General features: G+C 65.8%; 12 protein-coding genes. 7 read left to right on the top strand and 5 right to left on the bottom strand.

Annotation, left to right across the window (positions count from 1 at the left end; translation table 11 throughout):
* Nucleotides 1-388 precede the first annotated feature (388 nt).
* Both MOX02_RS20135 and MOX02_RS20130 read left to right on the top strand, forming a co-directional pair.
* The gene (locus MOX02_RS20135) at nt 389-2080 is read left to right on the top strand and encodes a DUF4214 domain-containing protein (protein WP_170267934.1); all 1692 of its coding nucleotides are present in this window, start codon (nt 389-391) and stop codon (nt 2078-2080) included.
* Nucleotides 2081-2449: 369 nt separating this feature from the next.
* A complete protein-coding gene (locus MOX02_RS20130) occupies nt 2450-3694 on the top strand; it encodes a DUF4214 domain-containing protein (RefSeq protein WP_147027582.1) in 1245 nt (414 codons plus the stop codon).
* A gap of 49 nt (nt 3695-3743) precedes the next feature.
* Here the strand turns inward: MOX02_RS20130 and MOX02_RS20125 are convergent, their stop codons facing one another.
* From MOX02_RS20125 to MOX02_RS20115, 3 genes are all read right to left on the bottom strand, one after another.
* Nucleotides 3744-4979, bottom strand: coding sequence for a class I SAM-dependent methyltransferase (locus MOX02_RS20125; protein WP_147027581.1), 1236 nt, complete (start codon nt 4977-4979; stop codon nt 3744-3746).
* Nucleotides 4980-5144: 165 nt separating this feature from the next.
* The gene (locus MOX02_RS31380; RefSeq protein ID WP_170267933.1) at nt 5145-7430 is read right to left on the bottom strand and encodes a glycosyltransferase family protein; all 2286 of its coding nucleotides are present in this window, start codon (nt 7428-7430) and stop codon (nt 5145-5147) included.
* Nucleotides 7431-7477: 47 nt separating this feature from the next.
* Nucleotides 7478-8059 carry a DUF4214 domain-containing protein gene (locus MOX02_RS20115; protein WP_170267932.1) on the bottom strand — a complete coding sequence of 194 codons (582 nt, stop codon included), beginning with the start codon at nt 8057-8059 and terminating at the stop codon, nt 7478-7480.
* A 286-nt stretch (nt 8060-8345) separates the two neighbouring features.
* Between MOX02_RS20115 and MOX02_RS20110 the strand changes: the two genes are divergently transcribed.
* From MOX02_RS20110 to MOX02_RS20095, 4 genes are all read left to right on the top strand, one after another.
* Nucleotides 8346-8909 carry a hypothetical protein gene (locus tag MOX02_RS20110; RefSeq protein ID WP_147027579.1) on the top strand — a complete coding sequence of 188 codons (564 nt, stop codon included), beginning with the start codon at nt 8346-8348 and terminating at the stop codon, nt 8907-8909.
* A complete protein-coding gene (locus MOX02_RS20105) occupies nt 8906-9391 on the top strand; it encodes a hypothetical protein (protein WP_147027578.1) in 486 nt (161 codons plus the stop codon). Before MOX02_RS20110 ends, MOX02_RS20105 begins: the two co-directional genes overlap by 4 nt.
* A 293-nt stretch (nt 9392-9684) precedes the next feature.
* Nucleotides 9685-10521, top strand: coding sequence for a hypothetical protein (locus tag MOX02_RS20100; protein WP_147027577.1), 837 nt, complete (start codon nt 9685-9687; stop codon nt 10519-10521).
* An 84-nt stretch (nt 10522-10605) separates the two neighbouring features.
* Complete coding sequence (locus MOX02_RS20095) at nt 10606-15735, top strand: glycosyltransferase (protein ID WP_147027576.1); 5130 nt, start codon at nt 10606-10608, stop codon at nt 15733-15735.
* A 78-nt stretch (nt 15736-15813) separates the two neighbouring features.
* On the opposite strand, the gene MOX02_RS20090 is transcribed toward MOX02_RS20095, so the two are convergent.
* Together MOX02_RS20090 and gmd are read right to left on the bottom strand one after the other, a co-directional pair.
* Nucleotides 15814-16776: an NAD-dependent epimerase/dehydratase family protein gene (locus MOX02_RS20090; protein WP_147027575.1), complete on the bottom strand. Its 963-nt coding sequence runs from the start codon at nt 16774-16776 to the stop codon at nt 15814-15816.
* 40 nt (nt 16777-16816) lie between these two features.
* Complete coding sequence (gene gmd, locus MOX02_RS20085) at nt 16817-17794, bottom strand: GDP-mannose 4,6-dehydratase (RefSeq protein WP_147027574.1); 978 nt, start codon at nt 17792-17794, stop codon at nt 16817-16819.
* A 244-nt stretch (nt 17795-18038) separates the two neighbouring features.
* On the opposite strand from gmd, the gene MOX02_RS20080 reads away from it, so the two are divergent.
* Nucleotides 18039-18221: dTDP-4-dehydrorhamnose 3,5-epimerase family protein (locus MOX02_RS20080; RefSeq protein WP_147027613.1), on the top strand; the 183-nt coding region annotated here is incomplete at its 3' end.

The following is an 18221-nucleotide window of genomic DNA, read 5'->3' as shown; positions in this document are numbered from 1 at the left end:
GCACGCCGCCGAACCGGGTGGCGCAGGACAGGCCGTTGTCCCCAGTAATCCAAGCCGCCGTGCTTGAAATTTACCTTAACTGAGTGTGCCGACGCGCCGTGCGATTCCATTCCTGGCTCTGATTTTAACGGACTGTTAAAAGGGAATGGCGCGGCGGATGACGCGACGCTGACATCCGCCGACGCAGATCCGGACACGGACCGAACGATGCCAACCGTGAGCGGTCGCGCTCATCGGCGCTGATCGCTCGCGCCTCGTCCCGCACAATGGTTTCGCGTGGAGCATGGCTGTGACGCCTCCTGAACTCGGCACCCTTACCCCCTCCATTGCGACCGGGGGCACCTCCACGTCCGGTGCCGTCGAGCCGCGCGCGAGCACGAGCTGGGGCTTGGCCGGGTACGGATCGCTGCGCGATGCCTTCGTCTTCGCCGATGCGAACGGCAACGGCCTGCACGACGCAAACGAGGTGTCGGCCACGACGGATACGGCGGGTCACTTCGACTTCCCGGCACCGGGCGCTGGAAGGCTGCTCCTGACCGGCGGCCTCGACACGGTGACCGGACTCGGCGCGACCGACTCCCTTGCCGCGCCGGCTGGATCGCTCGTCATCAGCTCGTTGACAACCCTTCTCGACCGGATCGTCGTCGCGACGGGCGGCGATCTCGCCGCGTCCCGGACGGTCCTGCGCACGGCGGCCGGCTTGTCCGGAGAGATCGATGTGACGCGCTTCGACGCCGCAGTCGGAGTTCAGCTCGGCCAAGCCTCTGCCGCCGCGGTCTATGCGGCGGACGCGATCCTACGCGACACCGTCACGCTCCTTCATCACGTCGGAGCGACAGCCGACGCCTATGCGGTGCTCGCCGCGGATCCGACTCTGCTCGCGCGGATACTCGACCGCGGCGCTGCTGATTGGACGACGCGTTACGAAGCTCTCCTCGAACTCGCGAAGGAGGCGGGAGTAGCCGCACTGCAAGCTTCGGGCTTCGCGGCCATCGCCGCGGCGAGCAATGCGCTGATCACGGCAACCAATTTCAATGCAGCGAACCCGGTCGCCTATCTCACGGCGATCAGCGCGATCAGCCGGACGGCACAAGGGGAGGCGGCGCAAGAGCTTCACTTAGCCGGCACCGATGCAAATGCCATCCTGGATGTGGTAAGCGCCTACACCGGAGAGCATCTGTCCGCAGCCGTCTCTGCAAGTCTCTCAAAGGTGGGTCAGTTTCCGCCCCCGAGTGGAACTGCAATTCTTGGGTCAGGAACTGTTGCCACTCCGTTCGATGGGCATGCTCCCGCAGAGCCAGCACACGACACGAGCGCGCTTTCGTTCGGAAGCTTCGCCGACTCTGTCCATGAAGTGGGAGGACAGATCTACGCGATCTACCAAGCGGTGCTTGGGAGGGCACCTGACACGCTCGGTCTCGAATACTGGGCTGATGCATTGGAGGATGGGCTCCAACCGACAGATCTCTCGCGGGCGCTTCTGACCTCGACCGAGTATCTTGCCCAGACGCTGACCAGCGACAGCACGGCGTTCATCGAGAACCTCTATCAGAATGCTCTCCACCGTAGTGCTGACGCGACTGGCCTGCAGTTCTTCAGGGATGCGCTGGAGCGGGGAGCGGCGTGCGCTGACATCGCAATGGTGATCGCAACCTCTGCGGAGGCCCAGACGGTCCTGGAGCCCATCTTCGCGAGCGGCTTGTTCGTGCCTGATAAGACCGCCGCCGATGTGGCCCGGCTCTACTACGCGACTCTTGGGCGGCCACCGGACGCCGACGGTCTCCGTTCGCTCACGCTTGCCAGCGCGAATGGACTTTCGAAGAGTGAAGTGGCGAAGGTGATGCTCGACTCGATGGAGTTCAGCTCTCGATTCGGCACGCTCGACGCGAGAGAATTCATTGACCATCTCTACGTCGGCGCCCTGGGCCGGCACGCGGAGGTAAGTGGCGTGCAATTTTGGACAGACGTGCTGAAGCACGGCGCGTCATACGCCGACATCGCGATCGCGATAACGGACAGCGCCGAAGCCTTCTCCTTTCACGCTGCACATATCGAGCAGGGTTGGCATCTCGCCGCCTGAGCGGGACGCGGCGACTCACCCCGTCCAGCCCTTGCAGACGCGCGCAGCGACCGACGTTCCGCTGCAGGCGGCCTTCTGTGAGAGACGTGCTTGGCCTGTATTTTTACTCGAGTGCGGGATGTTTTGCTGTATTTATCCAAAAAATCTGCGGAGCATTGCTCCAGCTTCAAAATATATCCAATATTAAAATTGATAATACGATCTGCCTAATCCGAAAGTACTCAGCCGTAGTCCAAATTATTCCTAACGTGCGACAGGCGGAAGCCATAATCTCCAGGCGTGGATTAGCCTCGCGCAAGTGCACAGGGCGCACCGCGGGGACTTCAGTGCGGTCTTTCACAAGACCCACGAGCGCTGGGAGTGATCTTTATGGCACATGCCGTTGACGGGAACCTCAATGATTGGACGTTGGCTGAGCGGCTCGACGATGCTCGCACCGGCGTCTCCAATTACGCCCTCTACGCCACCCTGGAGAGCGGCCAGTACGTCTTCGCCATCCAGTCACCGGTCGCCATTGGCTTCAACACCACCCTGTGGCTCAACACCGATCGCAACGAAAGCACCGGCGCCGAAGCCTATTCGGGAGCCGGCACGGGCGCGGAATACTATATCAACGTCGATCCCGACGGGACGCCGCTGCTCTACACCTACCTCGGTGCCGGGCAGACCCCGACGATCACGCCGGTGAGTTTCGCCTATGGCGCAAACAATCTCACCTTGGAGATCGCTGTTCCGGTGAGCGCTCTTGGCGGCGCAGCCTCCGGCCTCGACCTGAAGGTCGACGTCAACAACGCCACGTTCCTGCCGTCCGACTACAATCTGTTCAAGTACAGTGTCGCGCCGAACGGCTATTACGGCCTGTTCGGCGACGCGACCCATGACGTTCACAGCTTGGGCGGCCAAGTCTATGCCCTCTATTCCGGTCTTCTCGGGCGCGCGCCTGACACGCTCGGCCTGGAGTACTGGGCGGACCAGCTTGAGCACGGCGCTTCGGCGCGGACGCTCGGCGACCTCCTCCTTAACTCACAGGAAGGTCAGGCGCGCGCCGGCGCGCTTGGGAACTCCGATTTCGTCCAGCAGCTCTACCAGTCTACCCTCGGCCGCCCGGCGGACGCGGAGGGCCTCAACTACTGGACCGGCCAGCTCAATGGCGGCGCCGCCCGCATCGATGTCGCGAGCGGGTTCGTGTTCTCCGACGAGCATCTGAGCAGCCTGAAATCGGTGTTCGACACCGGCCTCTTTGTGCCGGACAAGCAGGCGGCCGACGTCGCCCGCCTGTACTACACCATGCTCAACCGTCCGCCGGATGCGAGTGGCCTCAAGTACTGGGAATCCCAGCTCGACCACGGCGGCTCACTTAGCAGCCTCGCTCAGGCGTTCCTTGGCACACCGGAGAACCAGGCGAAGTACGGTTCGATGGCGAATTCGGATTACGTCGACGCGCTCTACATGAACGCGCTCGGCCGCCATGCCGAGACGGACGGGCTGTCCTACTGGACCAACCAGCTCAACGGCGGCACGTCGCGCGCGGATCTCGCGGTCCTGCTCGCCGACAGCGCTGAGGCCCACGGCGTCCACCTCGCGCAGATCGAGCAGGGCTGGTTCCTGAGCTGAGCCCGGCTCCGACCCCGTGCGCCGATCGCGCGCGGGGCCGAGGCGTCCGTCAGATGATCTCGATCTCGGGGAAGGGGAAGATGAACTTCCCGCCCTGGGCCCGGAACTCCTGCTCGCGCTGCAGGATGCCCTCCTTGAAGTGCCAGGGCAGGACCAGGAAGTAGTCGGGCTTCATGGCCCGCGCCTCGGCCTCCGAGATGATCGGGATATGCGTGCCGGGGGTGACGCGCCCGAACTTCTCGGCGTTCACTTCCGCGATGGCGGAGACTTCCTTCTCCGTGATGCCGCAGAATTGCAGGGTGACGTTGCCCTTCGTCGAGGCCCCGTAGCCGAGGACCTTCTTCCCGTCCGCGGCGAGCGCCCGCAGCAGCCGGGTCAGGTCGGCCTTATGCCGGAACACGCGGTCCTCGAACTCCCGGAACGGCCGCACCGTGTTAAGACCCATGCGGTCTTCCTGGCCGAGCAGCCAGTCGATCACGGCGTCGTTCGCCTTGTGCGGCGAGGTCACCGGTGCGGCGGTCACGGCGAAGCTGCCGCCGTTAACGCCGTTCATCTGCACGTCTAGAACCTTGAGCTGCGCCGCTTCGAGGATCTTCTGCACGACGCCGAGCGAGTAGTATTCGAGGTGCTCGTGGCAGATCGTGTCGTAGGACACGGTGCGGAGCATCGCCGGCATGTAGCTCTGCTCGAAATGCCAGACGCCGTCCGGTGCCAGCACCGAGGCGATGTCGCGCGCGAAGGCGATCGGGTCGTCGAGATCGTAGAACATCGCGATCGACGTGACGATCTTGGCCTGACGGTCGCTGACCTTGCGGAAATTCGCCGCGGAAAAGAAATCCGGGACGAGTTGGACATCGTCCGGATAGTACTGGCGGAACTTCGCCCCGGTCGGGTCGATGCCGATCCGCCGCAGGCCCGAGGTCTGGTATGCCTTCAGGGAGGTCGCGTCGTTCGAGCCGATGTCGAGGACCGTGTCACCGGGCTTCAGATCGACGAATTTCTCGAGAAAATCGATCTTCTGGGTCAGATGCGTGACCATCGACGCGTTGAGGCCGGACCGATAGCCGTAATTGTCGCCGTACATCTCCGACGCATCGTAGGTGTGCGCGAGCTGCAGCAGCCCGCTGTCCGGGCACCAGACCAGCTCGAGGGGCCCTTCCGTCACGGCCTCACCCGGCGCGGGGAAGACGCCCGTCAGCTCCTGCTGACCGAGGTGGAGAACCGGGATCAGGTTGGGCGACCCGCTGACGCGACATGACTCGATACGTTTGTAGGATCCGCGCATCAACAGGCCTCCCGTCGGGCTCGCGCCGTACTGGTTTCGGGCCCTGTATAGCTACAGGTTGAGTCGGATCGTCAACCGGAGAGGGGCGGTTCGAGGACGCGCCCGGGCCCGGAGAGCGAGCCCGCCCGATCGGGAATGCGGCGGCTGCCGGACCGCCGTGGATGATCACGCGACGCAGGACACGGCGTCCCGCCGCTCGACGTCGAAGCCGAGCTCTTGGAGCAGGAGGCGCGCGTAGCGGTCGCAACTGTGGTCGGACGCATAGGCGCGCGCCGCTTCGAGAGGGCGGTGTGCGTGCTCGCCGGCCTGGAGGATGCCGAGGACGGCCTCGGCGATGTCGACGGGCGCGTTCGTGTCCGGAATGGTACGGACGAAGGCGGGCGCCTCCATGGCCTGCGCGAGGTGCGCGTTCGCGATCGTGGGCAGGGCCGCCGAGATGCAATCGCTCAACGCGCCCGACAGGCCGCCCATCTTGTAGGTGCGCAACTGAATGCCGATGTCCGCCTCCGCCATCCGCTGCCGGTAGGCGTCCTCGGTCACGAAGGTGTCGGAGATTTCGACGGCGTCTCCCATGCCGAGATCCGCCGCGAGCGATCTCAGCCTGTCGCGGAGCGCCGGCTCGGCGTAGCCGCAGAAGGTTAGGCGCGCGTCGACCCCCCAGCGGCGCAGCATCGCGACCGCCGCGATGATCCGGTCGGGGGCCTTGTCGTCGCCGACATAGCCGAAAGTCACCAGCGAGACGGGCGCACCGGCTGCCCGCCGCCACTTTTCCGGTGCCGGCACCTCTCGGTATTGGGCGAAGGGCAGCACGATGGGCGTGGCGCGATAGTAGCGCCCGATGAGATCCGCCGTCAGGCGCGAGTGCACGAACAGCGGCCGGGCCGCAGCGGCGATCTCGGAGAGGAAAAGGATGGGCAGCGCGTCCTGGTCCTGCATCCAAGTCGCGACGGCCGCCGCGTCCGCGCCGCTCTCTCCTTCAGCGCGCGCCACCTGCAGGGTGCGCTCGAGACCGAGACAGCCGACGTAGAAATGGAGCATGCGCGCGTCGTGCGCGATGGCGGCACCGCCGCGCTCCAGGAGATACCGGTAGATCGAGAGGTGATAGTCGGAATTGCCGAGCACGGAGATCGTGGCGTCGAACTGGTCCCGCATCGCGTAGGCTTGGCTGATCGGGCTGACGGATCGGTAGGCTCGGCTCGCGCGGGGCGAGACGGTATCGGTGAAGACGTGGATATCGGCGTAGTCCGCGAGGGCGGCAAGAGTCGCCGCCGAGAAATCGGCTACTCCGGATCTCGACGGCGGCAGGGGTGTAAGCACGGCGATCTGCGGGCGCGCGTAACCGATGCGCGGCGTGAGGGGAAGTAGCGCGCGGGACGCGCCGTCGATGCCCTCCAGGACGCGATGGGCCAGGGCGCTCTCGGTGAATTCGCGCGCGATCGCGCTCTGCTCATCCCGCAAACCTTCCCAGGTATCGCGCTCCTGGACCACCCGCTCGACGAGGGCCTGAAGCGCGTCGGGCCGGTCGGGCGCGAACCGGTACGTCTCACGACCGGTCTCCTCTCGGAGGGCCGGATAATCCGGTGCGATGACGGGCGTCCCCGCAGCCGCGCTTTCCAGCGCCGTGAGAAGGGACCGGTCGCCGCTCGCGCAGGGAACCGTGAGAAGGGCGTCGTCGAGGTTCTCGCGCGTCGGTTCGCAGGCGTGAAAGACGAGGTTGAGCGGTTGCCCGCCTGCCTGCGCGTAGACGGTGCGCAGATGCGCCCGCCGCTCCCATGTCAGCTTCTCCCGGACGATCAGCGGAACGGGCGGCGCGTGGAGCGTGGTCGAGCGTGCGTGGGCTCGCAGCAGCGTCTCGATGCAGCCGAGCGGATCGCCGGCACCGCTGGCGAGGATGCCGGAGCGATCCGAGCGGGGCCGCGGCGCGCCTCCGGACTCGGCAAAGGCCGCCCGCGGCGCCGTCGATATGGCGAACGCGGAGGGACCGCGGGGGCCGAGGGCCTGCCCCAGCAGTCCCTTGGCGTCGGAGGACAGGGTCGCGACGCAATCGTAGGCCGTCAGCCACGCGAGCGCAGCGAGGGCGTGCGCGCGCCCGACCTGATCGCGAAGACGCTCCGGGTCCGTGAGGATCGAGATATCGCTGCACAGCGCGATCGTGCGAACACGGGCGTCCCGTATGAGGCTCCGCAGCCAGAGCGGGTCGTGGATCATCGGCGAAAGGGTGATCAGCCACGCACCCTCGCCGGCGGTCTGCTGCGGCGCCTGTGACGTCTCGTCGAACAGCGCGGCGTTGTCGCCGTCGAGGGTCGGCAGAGACGCGTCGACGAGAGCGATCATGCGCGGCGCAGGCCCGTGCCAGCCATGCGCCCGGAGCGCCGACAGAACGATGCGTCCGTGCAGGGCCGACAGGCTCACCTGCGAGGCGGGCTCCTGGAGCGCGCGCGCATCGACCAAGATCCGGGCGGGTGTCGGACGCGATGCCGGAAAAGGCGGCATCGCGCTCATCCGACAGATCCGTCCAGGCTAGGGCAGAGAGCGGCCGACATCAGGAGTGCGTGCGCGGCGGCCTTGAGGGCGGCGGGCTCAGTGCTCGGCGCCACGGGACCGCCGAGCTGCAGCCGAGATCCGGAGGCGAACAGACGCGCGGACACGAAATCCTGGATCATGGAGACGACCTCCGCCAAGTCGCGCAGACTGGGCGGAGGGCCGCCATCCACGGAGTGTTCCGACGCGGGGAGGCGGTCGCGTACGCGCTGGAGGAACTCAGGGCTCTCGATCAGGCCGGCGAGCACGGCCTCGGGCGAAGCGCGCGCGGCGAGTTCAGCGAAATGATCGAGCGCCTGCGGCTCGGGCTCGCGCTGGAGGAGCAGGCGGAACAGGCGGGTGACGCTCTCGGGCGCCTCGCTTCTGTGCCGCTCGGCCTCGGCGCGGTCGCGAAACTCCTGGCTGGCGAGGAGTTCTGCGATGAGTCCCTGCAGGCCGGCACCGCCCGCGAGGATCTGCCGGCCGTGGGCGAGGTCGTCCGGGTCCGGCGCGCGGCCGAGCAGAGCGCCGTAGGTGGCGTGGACGAGATCGCCGGCCATAAGGCGCCGCGCCCGGCGCTTGACGACCCGCGCGGCCCACCTGACCGGCGATCGGACGGCCCTGGCCCAGCTCGTGAATCTGGAGGGTTCATCGCGACGCATCAGAAGAAATCCTCTGCCACACCGTCTCCCTTCGTGATTGTTGACCGAAGCCTGCGGCCCTGCCCGAATCCGAAATTTGACCGACTTGCGCCCGCTAGGCTAGTCCGGATGACTGATCCGACCGGTGCCGGAGATGCCCGCACCCTGACCATCCGCGACGCGTTCAATCGAGGCCGAGCCTGACGTGAGGTTGCGCCCGCAGCGCTACATCGACCGCTTTCGGCGATGGGCTTCCGGATCGGAACAACCGCGCGCCGAGCGATCGATCGACTGCCTGTTCGTCAATCATTCCGGGGAACGCTGCGGCGTCTACCAATTTGGCCGACGCCTCTTCGATGCGCTGGCCACGATGGTCACCCCGCTGACCTGGCATTACTGTGAGAGCGGCTCGCGGGAGGAATTCGCTGCCTGTCTCAGTTCGGCGCGCCCGCGGCTCGTGCTGTTCAACCACCATCCCGCGACCCTGGCCTGGGCGGCCGAGGACCGGCTCTGCGGCGACGCGGTGGCGACTTACGCGATCTGGCACGAGGGGCACGAGGCCGGCGCGCACAGCATCGATCCGGCCCCGTTCGACTTCCTGATCTGCGCGGATCCGACCCTCGTGACGGAAAATCCGCGGGTGATATCCGCCCCGCGCTTCATTCCCGATGCTCCTGCGGACGTGCGGGCCGAGAACCCCGTCTTCACGGTCGGCTCGTTCGGGTTCGCGACGGGGGGAAGGGCTTCGACCGGCTCTGCCGTCTCATGAACGCGCAATTCAACGCAGCGCGGATCCGGATCAACATTCCGGCGCATGACCTGCCGGGCATGATCGAGGCTTCGGCCCTGGCCAACATCATCTCCGATTGCCGGCAAGCGGTAACGAAGCCCGGCATCAGCCTCGAATTCACGCATGATTTCTTCGAAGAAGAAGGGTTGCTCCAATTCCTCGCGAGCAACGATCTCAATGCCTTCCTGTACGACGACGCCCCCGGGCGCGGCATTTCGAGCTGCATCGATTACGCTCTGGCCTCCGGGCGCCCCGTCGCCGTGAGCGGCTCCTCGATGTTCCGGAACCTGCGTGAGGTGCGGCCGTCCGTCTTTGTCGACGATCGGTCGCTTCTGGAGATCGCGCGGACCGGACCCTCGGTCCTTTTGCCGCTCCGGCAACGCTATGCTCCCCGCGCCGCCGGGCAGGCGTGGAACCGACTGATCGTCGACGCCTACGAGGCGCGCTACGGTTTGATTTGAGCGGCTGACGGCCGCAATCGGAGCAGATGCTCCGATTGCGGCGCGAGAGTCGGCCCGACTGGGCGAAGCGCGGCGTCGCGGGCAGCGCTTTTCCGGGTGTGCACTTGCGGTGCGCAGGGCGAGGCCATTAAGACACCTCCCTGAGTTGTGGCAGGCGTTGCAGCGCCGAGCGCTGCCTGTCGAGATCGAGCCCAACCGATGCGCGCGCCCGGTTCGCGAGGCGAGCATCCTGGCCGCAGCCATGTCGGCAGGGTCTGCGCCCACGTTTGTGACGAGCGAGAGTGACAGCACCGATGTCTCAGCAGGGCGCAACGCTCGAAGCGATCTACCTTGAGAAGTTGGAGCGGCTACCTTCCGACGACGAGCTGCGGAACTGGGAGGCCCGGCTCATCGAGAAGGGCGATGCGGTCGTCCGAGCCGAGATCGCCCAGTCGGCGGAGGCCGCCGCCGTCGCGGCGCGGCGGCAGCAACGCGCCGAACTGCAGCGGAAGAGCGACGCTTTCGCGATCTTGCGGCGGGCACGTGCCCGCATCGACACTCTGATGTCCGACCTGCTGAGTGAGATTGTCGCCGAGCCGGTTTCCATCGGCGTGCGCCAGGGAGTTGAGTCTCTCCTGCCGGCAGGACTTCTCGAGCGATTGACCGCGGCACCTGCGATCCGCGTGAAATCCAGCGCCGATGCGGACGGGCAGGACATCATCGTCCTGCTTCCGGATGACCTCTCCGCCCAAACCGATGCGAGCCGGACGACGCTCGTGCTCCTCGACAGTTGGCGGTTGGCCGGGGCGCGATTTGCACGGCCGACGTATCGGAACAGCTACGAGGACCGATGGGCGGCGGCCGTCAGTCGTTTCCCGCCCTCGTCCCGCCGCGGTCCCGAGCCGGTCCTGCTCGACCCGGGCGCCGCGCGCGGCGTCGAACCGACTCCCTCGGCCGCATTGCTCGAGTCCACCGACCTCTGGCGCGCCGGAAGTCCGGAGCCGCGGACGGTTGCGACCTCCGCTGCGCTCCATCACTTTCTGACGGAGCGGCCGAGGCAGGTCACCGCCGCGCTCGATTTCTGGGACCGCTACATGGGATCGGAGCTCGCGCGCCGCTACAAGGCGCTCGCGGCACCTCCGACGCTCTGACCCACCTTCGGTGGGGCCCGGCCGTTGCCGTGCAGCACAGGTCAACTTGGACATGATCCGCCCGACCCGAGAGGATTTTTCCGCGTGAACGTCATCGATCTCCGGAAGCCGCAGAATCTGAGGGGGCACTTCGACGGATATCGCGACGGCGCGCTGCACGGTTGGGTGACGCTCGCGCAGAGCGATCGCGACCTCGGCGTCATCGTCCTCATCGGTGGAAGATATTACGGGCATTTCGTTGCGGACCGCTGGCGAAAGGACCTGGAGGCCGACGATATCGGCCGCAACGGCCACTGCGCTTTCGTGATCCCGCTCGATCCGGCCAAGCTAGCCAGCGAACCGTCATCTGCGGTCGAGATCTGGGTTCTCGGCTGGCCCGCGCGGTTGCTCGGCAGGCTCGAAAGCGCAGCCGGGCCCGCGGTCCAGGGCGAGTTCAGGCGCGGCTCCCTGCGCAGATCGGCGACACTGCTGTCGTTCTTCGGCCTCCACAACCGCTGGTTTCGCCGCAAGCGGAATGGCGCGCAGGATGCCGTTCAGACGGATCCGGCGGCGAACGGTCACTCCGGCCTCGCCGATGAAAGGGCCTGGCTGCCGCATCGACCGCGCGCGCTCGATCTCTGTCCACCGCGCAGCACGGGCGGCGCCGGGGCGGTGGGCGAGCCGCTCTCCATCCGCATCGTCGGCCATATCGACGGGCACTACAGCTTGTCCGGCGTCAACCGCGATCTCGCACTCGGGCTCTCCGACCTCGGGGCGGCGGTCCGCGTCAATCATTTTCACGGGGCGAAAATCGAGGCGCCCTCCATCGCCTTCGAGTCACCCGAGACCCACCGCATCGAGGCCATGCTGCAGCCGTGGGGCGACGCGCCGCCCGACGATGGCGACTACGTCTCCCTGTGCCACCACTATCCCCTCATCAAGGACGAGCGCGAGGCGCGGCTGCGCGTCGCGACGTTCTTCTGGGAAGAATCACTCGTTCCGCACGGGCACGTCGCGCATCTGAACGTGAATTTCGACGCGTTGATCGTGGCCAGCAACTTCGTTCGGAAGGTGCTGCGCGACTCCGGCTGCAAGTTGCCGATCCGCGTGGTGCCGCTCGGCGTCGGCGATGCCTACCGGGAGGCGCCGGCGGAAGCTCCGCACGACGGGGCCGCGTCTGGGCCGGCGATGGCGCCCGCGCGGCGGCGCATGCGCTTCCTTCACGTTTCGTCGGCCTTCCCGCGGAAAGGAGTCGACGTCCTGTTGGCGGCCTATTTCGCCGAGTTCACGCGCGACGAGCCGGTCGAACTGCTGATCAAGACCTTCGCCAACATCCACAACGACGTCGCCGATCAGATCGCACGTTTCCGGGAAACGCATCCCGACGCGGCGCCGGTCGAGGTGGACGAGAGCTTCCTGACCGAGCGGGAACTCGCCGATCTGTACAAGGCGAGCGATGTCGTGGTCCTGCCGACGCGCGGCGAGGGCTTCAACCTCCCCGCCGCCGAGGCGATGCTGAGCGGCCGTCCCGTGATCGCCACCGGTTATGGCGCCCACACGGATTTCCTGACCGCGCAGACCGGTTGGTGCCTCGACTATGATTTCGCTCCGGCAGAAAGTCATTTTCGAGAGGTCGGTTCGCTATGGGTCGACCCGAACACGCGCGACCTGCGCCGTATGATGCGCGAGTTTCTCGGCGCCTGGCAGCAAGGGCAGAAGAGCGGCCTTCCCGGCCTCGAGGGGTCCGTTGGTGGTCGAGATATCCGGACGACCATTCAGAATGGGAAGGAGCTCGTGCGCTCGATCTATAATCGATCGGCCAGTGCACAGTGCGTGGACTCATACATCCGGGACCTGCTTCGAAACCGGAACGCAACGGCTGCACCGCTGCGGCTCGGCCTGATCTCGAGTTGGGCAAGTCATTGCGGCATTGCAGAGTACACCAAGGATTTATTGACGAATTTTAGTAGCGATGCTTTCGAAATCATCTATGTCACTGACACACGCGCAGCTGCTTCTGACAAAATCCTCCCGCTGTATTCGATCTCACTGAAGGAAGATCTGTCGCGCGCGCTCGATTTTGTCGAGGCTGGCGGCTTCGACGCGATCCTAGTCCAGCATCAAGCTTCGCTGTTCGATATCCTTGGCTCTGCGGCAGGACGTCTCGCAGAGTTGCAGCGACGATCGCCGGTTATTCTGGAACTGCACGCGACCGCGTTCCTCGACCATATCGACCGCGACCGGGTTGCACGCGGCGTGCTTCACCTCAAACAGTTGGAACGCATCCTCGTCCACACACCGGCAGATCTCACGCGGCTGAAGCGCCTGGGTCTAGTCGAGAATGTTGCGCTGTTCCCGCTCGGCATTCATGTGCGGCACGATGACGGCTATGGCCGGGCCGATGCAGCGCTGGCGCGGCGGGCCATGGCGCGCAGCCTCGCTGCCGTGGAGGGCGCCACGCTATCTGAAAGCGATCGCGAGGAGATCGCTGCGCGTTTGCAGGACGGTACGTTCTGGATGGCCAGCTTCGGGTTCCTGCTACCCCACAAGGGGCTCGCCGAACTTATCGAGGCCGTGAAGCTCCTCCACGACGCGGGCCAGACCGGAGTACGCCTGCTTCTGGCCTGTGCCACCTTGGACGAGCGTAGCGAGCGCGTGGGTGACGATCTGAGAGCTCTGATCGACCGCTTGGGCTTGTCGAACGCGGTCGTTCTCGTCACCGACTTCCTCACCGTCGGGGAGGCTTCGACACTCCTCAGCTCTGCCGACCTGCTCACCTTTGTCTATCGGTCGACTGGCGAGTCGGCCAGCGCTGCGGTTCGCATTGCGCTCGGCACCGGTCGCCCGGTGCTGACGACCCCTGAGCCGATCTTCAATGATATCCGGGGCTTCAGTCACCGAACGGCTAACGAAACTTCCGAAGCTATCGCTGCGGCGATCATGCCCCTGATCGAAGATCGTCAGGCGCTGAACCAGTTCTACGACGAGCAGCAGAATTGGCTGTCGCACCACACATGGGACAGGCTTAGTACGCGCTTGGCGAACATGATCGTCGGAGCGTGCGCGGATCGCGATCTTGCTTCAAAGCCTCTGAGTCGACCTTCGCAGACGGTGCCGAGCACCGCCTCCCTGGCTGCTGACGAGCCGCTCTGCCCGCCCGGCATTCCGTATCCGCGCACGGGACGGGCGCGCTCCTGGCTCCGCCGGGATTTCTGCCTGGAACCCGCTGCGGAGCCGCGGACGCTCCCAGCTGACGCGTTCGACGGGCCAACGAGATCGGCCGCGGGCATCCCCGTGTCTTGGAACAGCCGAACCCTCGCTCTGGAGGCGATGGGCGCCGACGGCAACTCCAAGCTGCTTCATCTCGTCCCGGAGTTTCGCACTACCCTCAACGAGGCATGGCTGACGGTCCCGGACACGGCACTGTCCGAGGTGCCTGAGCGGGAGCGTCCCGCCCTTTTCCAGTACGCCCGCCGCCATCAGATCCGCTCGCTCCTGACGCTCACCGACGCGGACGGCCGTGCCGGCCCCTGGGCGTTCCTCGCGGACGTCATCCAAGCGTCGAGCGCGAATCTGCGGGATCGTTGGCGGGATGCCCTCGCCGTAGGTTCGGCCTCGGTCGATGCTGATCGGCACTTGCCTCAGATCCATCTGGCGGACGGGGACGGGGCGGCGCTGCGGCGCGACGCGTGCACGCTGCGCGGCCTCGCTGTGCAAGTCGACCGGGGAATCTCATCGCCGCTCCTGGACGCGTTGCGAACGGAAGCCCTGGACATGGATCGCCGTCTCGTTTCGAACCCGATTCATTTCGGAGCCGATCCGAACCGACAATGGGTGCTCGCGAGCCTTTCCTCGCAGGAAGAAAGTGTGCCGTCGCGGCCTGGCCAACGCCTCGCCGTGCTGATGGACGGGGCAGCCGTGGCGGCGTGCGGATCGTCGAGCCGCCGCCTCGACCGTCTGATCGGCGAAGCGGCAATGCTCGTCTTCGAGCACGCGGAGGATTACGCGCGGTTCTTCGCGACGCTGTGCGCAACAGACCATCCGGTCGCCCTCGTCCGTGGGCGCTCCGTACTTCTGGAGGCGGACGAGGACGGGTCCGGCCTGGTGGATCGATTCTGCCGTGTTCTTACGGAGATGTACCCGCTTCGATTGCGTGAGCTCGCCGCAGTCGCTCCGAACATCGAGCGTTCGCCGCTCGCGCGAAGCCCGATACGCCTCTCGGTCTGCGTGTCGACCTACAATCGAGCCGATTGGCTCAGCAAGACGCTTCCGCTGCTGGCGCAAGATCTGAGCGCGCACCGCGATCAGATCGAGTTCCTGGTCGTCGACAACGCATCGACCGATCACACGCCGCAGGTGATGCAGGAACTGGCGGCCGCCTACGACGTCAAATCGGTTCGGAACGCCGAGAATGTCGGCATGTTGGGCAATCTCGCGGTCACCGCGCAGCTCGCGGCGGGCGATTTTGTTTGGATTCTCGGGGACGACGATCTGGTCAAGCCGGGCACGACGGCGCTGATCCTGAACGCGATCGAGGCGCATCCGCGCAGCGAGCTCGTCTATATCAACTACGCCTACACCTACTTCGACCGGCCCTCGGACCTTTCGGACGTCGACGGCCTGCTCGAATCCGCGACGCCGATCGCGACGGAGACGCCCGTCGCGTTCCACGACGAGATCCGCGAGTTTGCCGCCAACAACGAGAACTTCTTCACGGCAATCTACGCCTGCGTCTTCCGCAGGGACCAAGCCCTCGCCGCATACTCGCAATACACGTCCGCGCCGCCCTTCTCAGACATGGCGAGCTGCATCCCGACGACGAAGCACGTCCTCGAACACATGCTCGACCGTCCGGGCTACTGGATCGGCTCAAATCAGATCGTCGTGAACATGAACGTGTCGTGGATGCGCTACGCTCCGGTCTGGCACATCGAACGCCTGCCAGAGACCTACGATCTCGCAGAGACCATGGGCGTGCCCGCCGACGCGCTGCGGCGCTATCGCATCTCGAACGTCGGGCAGGCCACCCACTTCGTGCGCGAGGGCTTCGGCGAGGACGATCAGGTCCGCAACCTGCTCAGCCTCCCGCGATACATCGAGCGGCTGAAGCGCCTCGGCAACTTCAAGGACCGGTCCGCCGACCTGTTCGCCAACTACGATCAGGCGCTTCAGCGCGGGTCGCGTTTCGGGGACGACCCGACGACGGGGACCCTGCGGGCCATCTACCGTCTCTGAGGAGAGGGGGGTGGCCCCGCCTCCGATGGTCGCGATCGAAGACGGCGCCCTCTCGGGAGACCGGGGTCCGCGCGGCGGCTAGACCCTCAGCGCGTTCCGGTGTTCCTCGAGGACGTCGCGCAGGGTTTGTTCCCACGGGATGCGCGGCTGCCAGTCGAGCGCGCTCCGCCCGACCTCGGCGTTCCCGGTCGCCGACATGACCTCGTTGCGCCGCAGGACGCCTTCATCCTGCTCCACGGCGATCTCGACCCGCGAGAGATCGCATAAGCCACGGAGAACGCTCGCGATCGTGCGGGGAATCCCGGAGGCGATGTTGAAGATGCTGCCCGGCCGCAGGTCCTCGGCGAAGATCGCCTGAACGTAGGCGCGGACCACGTCCCGGACGTCGAGGAAGTCGCGGGCCGGTTCGAGATTGCCGACCTTGATCACCGGCTGCTGCAGACCCGCCTCGATACGGGCGATCTGCGATGCGAAGGCGGGCACGACGAAGCGGGTCGTCTGGCCCGGGCCCGTGTGATTGAATGGCCGGAACCGGACCGCATTGAGACCGGTATGGACCATCTGGCCGACGAGGAGGTCGGCTGCCGCCTTCGACGCGGCGTAGGACGTGGTGGGACGCAGCGTAGCGTCCTCGTCCAGCGGGCCCGACTGGACTTGGAACGTGCTGCCGTAGACCTCGGCGCTCCCGATATAGATGAAGCGCGCGTCCGGTACGGAAGTCAGGGTTGCCTCCGCAAGGGACATCGTGCCCGTCAGGTTCACGGACCAGGTATGGCCGCGATCCTTCTGCGCATCCTGAGTCGCTGCGATCGCCGCAAGATGGAGGATCGTAGTCGGCTTCGTCTCGGCTACGACCCTCTGGACCTGTAGCGGTTCGGTCACATCGAGCGCCACCGTCTCGACGGAGGCCGGAAAGGCGCGGCAGCCGGCCCGGCAGGTCGCGAAGATCCGGTTCGCTTCGCCCGGCCGTTTGAGCAGCGCCTCTATGACGTGTCGTCCTACGAATCCATCGGCACCCGTGATTAGGATTCTCTCGGACATGAAGTTGCTTCTTGTAGAGTGCCGACCAAATGAGACGGTTCTATCTGACGTTCGAGAGCCGTTGGACGTCGGCGTCCACCATTTCCTTGATCATCGTTTCGAGCGAGGTCTCGGCCTCCCAGCCGAGTTTGGCCTTTGCCTTCGAGGCGTCGCCGAGGAGGATGTCGACCTCGGCCGGACGGAACAGGTTCGGGTCGATGACGAGAAACTTGTCCATGTTGAGCCCGACATGGTCGAACGCGATCCGGCACATGTCGCGGACGGTAACAGTGCGACCCGTCGCGATGACGTAGTCGTCCGCCGTCTCCTGCTGCAGCATCAGCCACATCGCCTTCACGTAATCCCGGGCGTGACCCCAGTCCCGCTGCGCGTCGATGTTGCCGAGGCGGAGTTCGTGCCCGAGACCCAGCTTGATCCGGGCGACGCCGTCCGTGACCTTCCGCGTCACGAACTCGATGCCGCGCAGCGGGCTCTCGTGATTGAACAGGATCCCGCTCGACGCGTGCAGCCCGAAGCTCTCGCGGTAATTCACCGTCATCCAGTGCGCGTAGAGTTTCGCGGCCGCGTAGGGCGAGCGCGGATAGAACGGCGTCGTCTCCTTCTGGACGGATTCCTGAATAAGACCGAACATCTCCGAGGAAGATGCCTGATAGAACCGCGCATCCGGCTTCTCGATGCGCACGGCTTCGAGCATGTGCGCGCCGCCGAGCCCCGTGACCGCGCCCGTCAGAAGCGGCTGTTGCCAGGAGGTTTTCACGAAGGACTGCGCCGCGAGATTGTAGACTTCGTCCGGTTCGATCTGACGGATAGCCCTCATCAGACTGGACAGGTCGGACAGATCGCCGTCCACCAAGGTAATCTTGTCTGCAATGCCGAGCCAGCGCAGACGGAGGTCGTTCACGTCGGTCGTGCTCGACCGGCGTACCAACCCATAGACGGAGTAACCGTGGCGCAGCAGGAGCTGCGCGAGGTATGCTCCATCCTGGCCGGTGACGCCGGTGATAAGGGCTTTCCTCATTTCAGGCACTTTGTCCGTGTGATCGGGATCGGTTGGTTACCTTTGCCCTAGTGCCTACAGCCTCGAGCCGGGAAGGTCAAAGCGCGGTTCTGAGGGTGTCCGCGGGCGTTGGAGGTGCGACGGAAGGGGCCGTTATCAGCTTGCATCGGCAGCGAGAATGGGCTCGATGCGCGGAGCTGTCGCCCACGTTGCCGGGTCGGCGGCGGGCCGGAGCGGGGACCGTTTGCGCGAGGAGGAGGCCGAGGTGCTGGTGATCGCGTGCGAGATCCCGGGCGTGAAGCGTGTGGTGCCGAAGCGGCACGGCGACGACCGGGGCTGGTTCTCGGAGACCTACCGCGCCGACGTCCTGGCCGAGGCCGGCCTCGACATCGCCTTCGTGCAGGACAATCAATCCTTCTCCGCGCCCGCCGGCACCGTGCGCGGCCTC

This window comes from Methylobacterium oxalidis (assembly GCF_007992195.1).
GTDB lineage: Bacteria > Pseudomonadota > Alphaproteobacteria > Rhizobiales > Beijerinckiaceae > Methylobacterium > Methylobacterium oxalidis.
The sequence above is the reverse complement of the archived record's forward strand: the minus strand, read 5'-3'. Positions and strand labels throughout refer to the sequence as shown.

Bases quoted from the DNA above. Each gene is read 5' to 3' on its own strand.
- MOX02_RS20130 (WP_147027582.1), top strand. From the start codon at position 2,450: ATGGCACATGCCGTTGACGGGAACCTCAATGATTGGACGTTGGCTGAG.
- MOX02_RS20105 (WP_147027578.1), top strand. From the start codon at position 8,906: ATGAACGCGCAATTCAACGCAGCGCGGATCCGGATCAACATTCCGGCG.
- MOX02_RS20100 (WP_147027577.1), top strand. From the start codon at position 9,685: ATGTCTCAGCAGGGCGCAACGCTCGAAGCGATCTACCTTGAGAAGTTG.
- MOX02_RS20115 (WP_170267932.1), bottom strand. From the start codon at position 8,059: ATGGCCGGCGATCTCGTCCACGCCACCTACGGCGCTCTGCTCGGCCGC.
- gmd (WP_147027574.1), bottom strand. From the start codon at position 17,794: ATGAGGAAAGCCCTTATCACCGGCGTCACCGGCCAGGATGGAGCATAC.
- MOX02_RS20090 (WP_147027575.1), bottom strand. From the start codon at position 16,776: ATGTCCGAGAGAATCCTAATCACGGGTGCCGATGGATTCGTAGGACGA.
- MOX02_RS20125 (WP_147027581.1), bottom strand. From the start codon at position 4,979: ATGCGCGGATCCTACAAACGTATCGAGTCATGTCGCGTCAGCGGGTCG.